Here is an 8,088-nt window from a genome sequence, read left to right as displayed (position 1 = left end):
GCCGCGGATGCCGCTGGCTCGTCCGGCGCGAACAGCGGCAGGTCGAGCTGGCGAAAGGGGGCGTTGGGGTCGGCCACGGCGGCCCGGCGCGTCATGGGGGGCGAGTATAGAAGCCGGTCATGACGCCGCGGCGCCGGTCGGGGCTCAGTGCGCGGCGGCGACGGCCGGGTAGGCCTCGGGGTCGATGCGGCGCATCTCGGCCTCGATCCAGGCTTCCACCTCGCGCATCAGCTCGTCGGGCTGGCGGCCGGTGGAGGGGATGGGGTGGCCGATCACGACGTCGATCACGCCGGGCCGCAGCACGAAGCTCTTGCGCGGCCAGCACTTCGCCGAGCTCACCGCGATCGGCACCACCGGCGTGCCGGTGGTCACCGCGAGCCGCGTACCGCCGCTCTTGTAGACGCCCTGGTCGCCGCGCGGCGTGCGCGTGCCTTCGGGGAACATGATGACCCAGTTGCCCTTGGCCATGTACTCGCGACCCTGCTCGGCCACGCGGTTCCAGGCCTCGGTGCGCTTGCTGCGGTCGATGTGGATCATGTCGAGCCGCCCGATCGCCCAGCCGAAGAAGGGGATGTAGAGCAGCTCGCGCTTGAACACGTAGCACAGCGGGTGCGACATCAGCGTGGGAAAGGCGAAGGTCTCCCAGGTGCTCTGGTGCTTGGGCAGCAGGATCACCGGCGAGAGCCGGTCGGCCGGCAGCCGCTCCATGCCCTGCACGCGGTAGCGCACGCCGCAGATCACCCGCGCACCCCAGATCGACAGCCGCAGCCAGCTGATGCAGACCCAGTACACCGGATCACCGCGCACGAAGATCGACAGCAGCAGCGCCACGATGGCGATCGGCACCACCGTGACGGCCATCCACGCGATGAAGACTGCCGAGCGCAGCACCGCCAGCAGGCGGCTCATGCCCCCAGCGCTCCGGCGTTGCTGTCGGGCACCTCGACGGTGCCGCGCGCGATGGCCCGCTCGTGGCGCTCGCGCTGCACGATGAACTCCGCCGCGGTTGCCAGGTCGGCATGCACCACGGTGCCGGGCACCTGGCGCACGAGGTCGGCGATCTGCGCGTCGGTGAGGCCCGCGCACTTGCCGGTGCGCACCAGGTGGGTCTCGCAGCCGACCGCCTGGGCCGCCTGCAGGTCGCGCAGGCTGTCGCCGATGGCGGGCACCTTGGTCAGATCGGCGCCGTAGCGGTCGGCGATCTGAGTGAACAGGCCGGGCAGCGGCTTGCGGCAGGCGCAAGCCTCGTCGGGCGCGTGCGGGCAGAAGAACACCGCGTCGACGCGGCCGCCCACCTGCGCCAGCCCGAGGTTCATCTTGGCGTGCATCGCGTTGAGCGCCGACATGTCGAACAGCCCGCGGCCCAGGCCTGACTGGTTGGTGGCGATCACCACGTGCCAGCCGGCATGGTTGAGCCGCGCGATGCCTTCCAGTGCGCCCGGCAGGGCATGCCACTCCTCGGCCGACTTGACGTACTCGTCGCTGTCGGCGTTGACGGTGCCGTCGCGATCGAGGATGACGAGCTTGGGAGGCTGCATGTCAGCTCGCCAGCTTCGAGAGATCGGCCACGCGGTTCATCGCGACATGCAGAGTGGCCAGCAGGCCGAGCCGGTTGGCGCGCAGCGCCGGGTCGTCCGCGTTGACCATCACGCCGTCGAAGAAGGCATCGACCGGCGCCTTCAGTGCGGCGAGCGACTGCAGCGAGGCCGCGTGGTCACCGCGCGCGAAGGCGGCATCGGCCGCAGGTTTCACCGCCGCCAGCGCCTGTGCCAGCGCGGCCTCGGCCGGCTCCTTCAGCAACGCCGCGTCGACCTTCGGCTCGACCGCGCCGTCCACCTTCTTCAGGATGTTGCCGACTCGCTTGTTCGCCGCGGCAAGCGCGGGCGCCTCGGGCAGGGCCGCGAAGGCCCGCACCGCCGCCAGGCGCTGCGCCACCTCGCCCAGCCGCTGCGGGCGCAGCGACAGCACGGCCTCGACCTCCTGCGCGCGGTAGCCCTGCTCGCGCAGGCTGCCGGCGAGGCGGTCGAAGATGAACTCGGCCAGCGCCGACGACGGGTCGGCGATCAGCGCGCCGAACGCCGGCAAGGCCGTCTTCAGCAGCGCATCGACCTCGAGCGGCAAGGCCTTCTCGGTCAGCATCCGGATCACGCCCAGCGCATGCCGCCGCAGCGCGAACGGGTCCTTGTCGCCGGTCGGCAGCTGGCCGATGCCGAACAGGCCGACCAGCGTCTCCAGCTTGTCGGCCAGCGCGACCACGGTGCCCACCTCGTTGCGCGGCAGATCGTCGCCGGCGAAGCGCGGGCGGTAGTGGTCCTCGATCGCGAACGCGATGTCGTCGCCCAGGCCGTCGTGCTGCGCGTAATAGCGGCCCATGGTGCCCTGCAGTTCGGGGAACTCGCCCACCATGTCGGTCAGCAGGTCGGCCTTGGCGAGCCGTGCGGCCTGGTCGGCCTTGGCCGCCAGTGCCTCGCCGCCGAGCTGGCTGCCGATCGCCCGCGCGATGGCCCGCACGCGCTCGACGCGTTCGCCCTGAGTACCGAGCTTGCCGTGGTAGACGACCCTGTCCAGACCGGACACGCGATCCTCGAGCGTCTTCCTGCGGTCCTGGTCGAAGAAGAACTTCGCGTCCGCCAGCCGCGGCCTCACCACCCGCTCGTTGCCACCGACCACCGCGCTGGGGTCCTCCGGGCTGATGTTGCTGACGATCAGGAACTTGTGGGTGAGCCGGCCCGTCGCGTCGAGCAGCGGAAAGTACTTCTGGTTGGCCTTCATCGTGAGGATCAGGCACTCCTGCGGCACCGCCAGGAAGCTCTCCTCGAACTGCCCGAGCAGCACGTTGGGCCGCTCCACCAGCGCGGTCACCTCGTCCAGCAGCGCCGGGTCGTCGATCGGCACCAAGCCTTCCTTCGAGGCCGCGGCCTGCAGCTGGCGCGCGATCTCGCCGTGGCGCGCCGCGAAGCTGGCGATCACCGCGCCCTGGTCCTGCAACTGCTGCGCGTAGTGGTCGGCGTGCTGCAGCACCACCGGGTCCATCTGCGCCTCGAAGCGGTGGCCGTGCGTCTCGCGGCGCGACTCGAGGCCGAGCGCGGCCACCGGCACCAGGTCGGCGCCGTGCAGCGCCACCAGGCCGTGGGCCGGGCGCACGAACTGCACGCTGGCCCAGCCCGGCAGCTCGCCGGTCTCGAGCTGGTAGCTCATCAGCTTGGGGATCGGCAGCTTCGCGAGCGCTTCGAGCAGCGCCTTCTGCAGTCCGGCGGCCAGCATCGCGCCGGGCACCAGGCTGTCGAAGAACAGCGCCTCGGCCTTGCCGTCGGGGCGACGCTCGAGCCGCTGCAGCGCCGAGGCGTCGGCGCCCAGCGCGGCGAGCTTCTTCAGCAGCGCCGGCGTGGGCTGGCCGTCGGCCGTCAGGCCCACGCTCACCGGCATCAGCTTCTGCGACACCGCCTTGTCGGGCGCGGCCGGCAGCACCGCACTGATGTGTGCCGCCAGCCGCCGCGGCGAGGCGAAGGGGGTGGTGGCCGAGTGCTCGGTGGCCAGGCCCTGGGCCTTCAGGCTCTCGGCCAGCGTCTGGGCGAAGGATTCGCCGAGCTTCTTCAGCGCCTTCGGCGGCAGTTCCTCGACAAACAGCTCGACGAGCAGGTTCTTGGTGTCGCTCATGCCCGGGCCGCCTCTTCCGCGTTCGCGACCTTGGCGGGCTTGCGGGCGGCTTCGCCCGCCTTCTCGATCTCGGCCACCCACTCGCGCGGCGCCATCGGGTAGCCCAGCCGGGCGCGGCTGTCGACGTAGCTCTGCGCGACCGCGCGCGCCAGGTTGCGGATGCGGCCGATGTAGGCGGCCCGCTCGGTCACGCTGATCGCACCGCGCGCGTCGAGCAGGTTGAAGGTGTGCGCGGCCTTCAGCACCTGCTCGTAGGCCGGCAGCGCGAGCTGCTGCGCCATCAGCTGCTGCGCGTTGCCCTCGTGGGCGCCGAACGCCGTGAGCAGGAAGTCGACGTTGCTGTGCTCGAAGTTGTAGGCGCTCTGCTCCTGCTCGTTCTGCAGGTAGACGTCGCCGTAGCTGAGCCCTTCGGTCCACTGCAGCTTGTAGACGTTGTCCACGCCCTGCAGGTACATCGCCAGGCGCTCCAGGCCGTAGGTGATCTCGCCGGTGATCGGCCGGCAGTCGATGCCGCCGACCTGCTGGAAGTAGGTGAACTGCGTGACTTCCATGCCGTTGAGCCAGACCTCCCAGCCCAGGCCCCAGGCGCCGAGCGTGGGATTCTCCCAGTCGTCCTCGACGAACCGGATGTCGTTGGCCTTGAGGTCGAAGCCCAGCGCCTCGAGCGAGCCGAGGTAGAGCTCCAGGATGTTGCTCGGCGCCGGCTTGAGCACCACCTGGTACTGGTAGTAGTGCTGCAGGCGGTTGGGGTTCTCGCCGTAGCGGCCGTCCTTGGGCCGCCGGCTCGGCTGCACATAGGCGGCCTTCCAGGGCTCGGGGCCGAGCGCGCGCAGGAAGGTGGCGGTGTGGCTGGTGCCGGCGCCGACCTCCATGTCATAGGGCTGCAGCAGGGCGCAGCCCTGGTCGGCCCAGTACTGCTGCAGGCGCAGGATGATTTGCTGGAAGCTCAGCATCGTGTGATGTCGTGGAGAGGGCGGGCCGCGGCAACGGAGCGCCGCGGCGGAGCCAGGATTCTAGGTGGCCGCTTCGCGCACCGAGGACGGCCGGCGCGCGGCGCGGCGCTACCGGTTGCACGGCCGGTCCGCAGTCCGTGCGATCAACGCCGCGCCCGCTCCGCCAGCCGCATCTTCAGCCCGACCGGGAACATCGTGAAGGCCATGCGCTCGCCCGGCGCCCCGCCGCCTTCCGGGCCGACTTCGAGCAGTTCGAAGTTGCGCGCCAGCATGCCCAGCACCATCTTCATCTCCAGCAGCGCGAGGTAGCGGCCGGGGCACAGGCGGGGGCCGGCGCCGAACGGCATCGAGGCCTTCTGCACGGCCCGGTCTGCGCCGTCTTGCCAGCGGCCCGGCCGGAAGTCCGCCACGTCCTCGGCCAGCCGGGCATCGAGCGCCGCGCGCCGCATCAGACAGAACACCACGGCGCCGGGTGGCAGGCGGAAGCCGGCCAGTGCCGTCTCGCGGTTGGCCTCCATGAACAGCAAGGGCGCCACCGGCTTCAGGCGCATCGCCTCGCCGACGCTAGCCTCGATCGAGGCCAGGCCCCGGGCCGCGTCGAAGCTCGGCGGCAACCGTGCATCGCCGAGTGCAGCGTCCACCTCGGCGACGAGTGCCTGCCAATCGTCCGGATGTTCGTGCAGCAGCCAGATCGCCCAGCCCAGCGTGTTGGCCGTGGTGTCTTCACCGGCCAGCAGCACGGTCATCACGTTGCCGGCCACCTCTTCCTCGGTCAAGGCGCTGCCGTCGGCGTCGCGCGCGGCCAGCATCGCCTCCAGCAGGTCGGTCGGCCGCTCGCGGCGCGCCGGCTCGTCCTGCAGGCGCTGCCTTGCGGCCTGCACGAAGCCACGCACCGCCTCGTGCACGCGCCGCAGGTGGCGGTCGTACTCGCGGTCGATCGGCAGCCTCAGGTAATGCCAGTAGGGGAAGGGCAGGTTGACGCGGCGAAACAGCATCGGGAACAACTTGTCCAGGTGCTCCTGCAGCGGATGCGGAGCGTCGATCGTGTTCAGGTCGACGCCGAAGGCCAGGCCGGTCGTGACGTCCACCGTGTAGCGCATCAGCGAGGCCTGCAAGTCGATGGCCTCGCCTCGCCGCGCCGCCTCGCGCCACGAGGCCATCAGCCGCTCGGTCACCCGCTGCAGCGATGGGTAGAAGCGCTTCAGGTGACCGGGGTCGAAGGCGCTCATCACGAGCCGGCGCTGGCGCCGCCAGTCGTCGCCCTCGGCGGAGAACACGCCGTGACCGCCGGCCTCGCGGATCACCGCCTCGATCGGCCGCATGCGCCGCCAGGTGTCGGGCCGGTCGCGCAGCAGAGCGGCGATCGTCTCCGCATCGGAGATCACCAGCACCTCGCGCCGGCCGAGGCGCAGGCGGTAAGTCGGGCCGTGGCGGTCGGCCCAGTCCTCGAACTGCCGGTGCAGTCGCGGCAGGTCGAACTGCAGCAGGTTGCCGATCAGCGGCCAGCCCCGCGGCCCCGGCAGCGCAGCCACCGACCTCAGCGGTGCCGCGTCGGCGGCGCGGGCCCTCGCAACGGCGGCGTCATCGGCTTCGTTCGGCTCGCGCATCGTCTCCTCGCGGTCAGCGGACCGGAGGAGTGTGCGCGAATCCGACTGGCGCGACGCGCCTCAGAAGGGCACCATGGCCTGCAGACGCAGCGTGGCGCGGGGCGCCGCCCCACCGGTGCCGAACAGCAGGCCGGCCTCCACTTGCGGGTCCTCGTCGTCGTCGCCGAGCTGGGCGAACACCGCCGGGCCGAGGATGTGCGATTGCTGCGATCGCGGCGCCCAGTGGTCCCAGCGCCCCAGGTGCCCGAAGCCCTGGCGCCCCAGTCCAGCGCCGAGTCGCTGTGCACGCGCACCTGCCACTGGTAGCCGAACTCGGTGGGCGTGTGCCCGTCGTCGGCATGCAGGCGGCGCTCGAACAGCAGGTTCAGGTTGCCCTGCACCGCGCCCCAGCTCGCCTGCAGCAGCGGCCCGTAGCGCAGTTCATAGCCCTCGGAGGATTCGCGTTCTCGCTCGACCTCGATCAGCAGGCCGATCTCGTAGGGCTGCTCGCCGGTGTCGGTGAACTGGAAGCGGTTCTCCCATTCGAGCGAATGCACGCGGGTCGATTCGCCGAGTTCCCGCCCGAAGTTGACGGTGGCCTCGCTCGATCACCATGGCGTGAAGCCGTACTCGACGCCGAGCTTGCCGCCCCAGAAACTGCGCCCGTGGCGATCCTGGGCGATGCCGGCCTTGCTGTCGATCTCGCGTTCGCCGTGTTCGACGACCGGGCTGAAGATGTAGTCGGCCGGGTCGGCATGGGCGGCCGAGCACACGAATGCAGAGATCAGCAACGCAGAAAACTTCAAGTGCAAGGTCATGGGAATTTCTCCTGACTTTGCACTGTAGTCGCGCTCCGGGGCGCCATGCACCGCCGCAGTGCGCCGTTCAGCTGCGGTTCAGACCCGATTCAGATTCGGGCCGGATCGCCCCCGCGAGTGCGGCGGCCACGCCACACCGCCAGAGCCACGATCGCCAGCGCCAAGCCCAGCGGCGGCCACAGCCCGTAGCGTCCGGCCCACCACGCGAACGGCGTGAGCCCGCTGCGCCCCTGCACCGTGCCCTCGAGCACGCCGCGGGTGTGCGGGGCCAGCCAGCGGGTGACCTTGCCGCGGTGGTCGATGATGACGGTCGCGCCGGTGTTGGTGGCGCGGATCATCGGCCGCTGCAGTTCGAGCGCGCGCAGGCGCGAGATCTGCAGGTGCTGGTCGATCGCGACCGACTCGCCGAACCAGGCGATGTTGCTGACGTTGGCCAGCACCGTGGGCGCGTCGCCGCCGGGGCCGAAGCGGGCCGCGAGCTCCTCGCCGAACAGGTCTTCGTAGCAGATGTTGGGCGCCACCCGCTCTCCCTTGACCCCGAACGACGGCGCCACCAGCGGCCCGCGGTTGAAGTCACCGAGCGGCATGTTCATCAGGTCGACGAACCAGCGGAAGCCGGGCGGGATGAACTCGCCGAACGGCACGAGGTGGTGCTTGTCGTAGCGGTAGGCGCCGCCGGGCTCAGTGGCGGCGTCGCGCGACAGGCCGGCGACCGAGTTGGTGTAGCCGGCCTGCGGGTCGCCGAGCGGCAGGCCGACCAGCGCGGCACGTTCGCCGTCGGCGAAGGCGGCGCGCAGCCCGTCCCACAGCCCCTCCGGCAGTTGCGAGGGCAGCAGCGGGATGGCGGTTTCCGGCGCGACGACGAGGTCGGCGCGCGCCTCGACCATCGTTCGCAGCGTCCACACCAGGTCCTCGGGCTGGCGCTCCGGCGCGAACTTCTCGTCCTGCGCCACGTTGCCCTGAAGCAGCGCGACCGACAGCGTGCCGGTGGGCTCGGTGTGCTGCTGCGGCAGCGCCGTCGGCAGCCACCACAGGGCCAGGGCCGCGCCGGCCAGCGCCCAACGGCTCGGCCCG

General features: G+C 71.2%; 8 protein-coding genes. All 8 read right to left on the bottom strand.

Going from position 1 to position 8,088, the window contains the following annotated elements; all coding sequences use genetic code 11:
- Nucleotides 1–144 precede the first annotated feature (144 nt).
- Entirely contained in the window at nucleotides 145–909 is a 765-nt protein-coding gene (locus x551_RS15620) for a lysophospholipid acyltransferase family protein (protein WP_036249359.1), read from the bottom strand.
- Nucleotides 906–1,538 carry a D-glycero-beta-D-manno-heptose 1,7-bisphosphate 7-phosphatase gene (gene gmhB, locus x551_RS15615; RefSeq protein ID WP_011830953.1) on the bottom strand — a complete coding sequence of 211 codons (633 nt, stop codon included), beginning with the start codon at nucleotides 1,536–1,538 and terminating at the stop codon, nucleotides 906–908. The genes x551_RS15620 and gmhB overlap by 4 nt, the downstream gene beginning before the upstream one ends.
- 1 nt (nucleotide 1,539) lies before the next feature.
- Nucleotides 1,540–3,657, bottom strand: coding sequence for a glycine--tRNA ligase subunit beta (gene glyS / locus x551_RS15610; RefSeq protein WP_036235040.1), 2,118 nt, complete (start codon nucleotides 3,655–3,657; stop codon nucleotides 1,540–1,542).
- A complete protein-coding gene (gene glyQ / locus x551_RS15605; protein WP_036235041.1) occupies nucleotides 3,654–4,610 on the bottom strand; it encodes a glycine--tRNA ligase subunit alpha in 957 nt (318 codons plus the stop codon). The genes glyS and glyQ overlap by 4 nt, the downstream gene beginning before the upstream one ends.
- 143 nt (nucleotides 4,611–4,753) lie before the next feature.
- The gene (locus tag x551_RS15600) at nucleotides 4,754–6,217 is read right to left on the bottom strand and encodes a cytochrome P450 (RefSeq protein WP_051495871.1); all 1,464 of its coding nucleotides are present in this window, start codon (nucleotides 6,215–6,217) and stop codon (nucleotides 4,754–4,756) included.
- Entirely contained in the window at nucleotides 6,148–6,753 is a 606-nt protein-coding gene (locus tag x551_RS25325; RefSeq protein ID WP_152543538.1) for a hypothetical protein, read from the bottom strand. Before x551_RS25325 ends, x551_RS15600 begins: the two co-directional genes overlap by 70 nt.
- Nucleotides 6,754–6,804: 51 nt before the next feature.
- Nucleotides 6,805–7,014, bottom strand: a complete 210-nt coding sequence (locus tag x551_RS23620; RefSeq protein WP_051495873.1) for a hypothetical protein — start codon at nucleotides 7,012–7,014, stop codon at nucleotides 6,805–6,807.
- Nucleotides 7,015–7,103: 89 nt separating this feature from the next.
- The coding region (gene lnt, locus x551_RS15590; RefSeq protein ID WP_036249356.1) for an apolipoprotein N-acyltransferase at nucleotides 7,104–8,088 on the bottom strand (985 nt) is incomplete at its 5' end.

Origin of the sequence: Methylibium sp. T29 (assembly GCF_000576205.1) — a bacterium.
Taxonomy (GTDB): domain Bacteria; phylum Pseudomonadota; class Gammaproteobacteria; order Burkholderiales; family Burkholderiaceae_C; genus Methylibium; species Methylibium petroleiphilum.
This window is presented reverse-complemented; position numbering and strand designations above follow the sequence as displayed.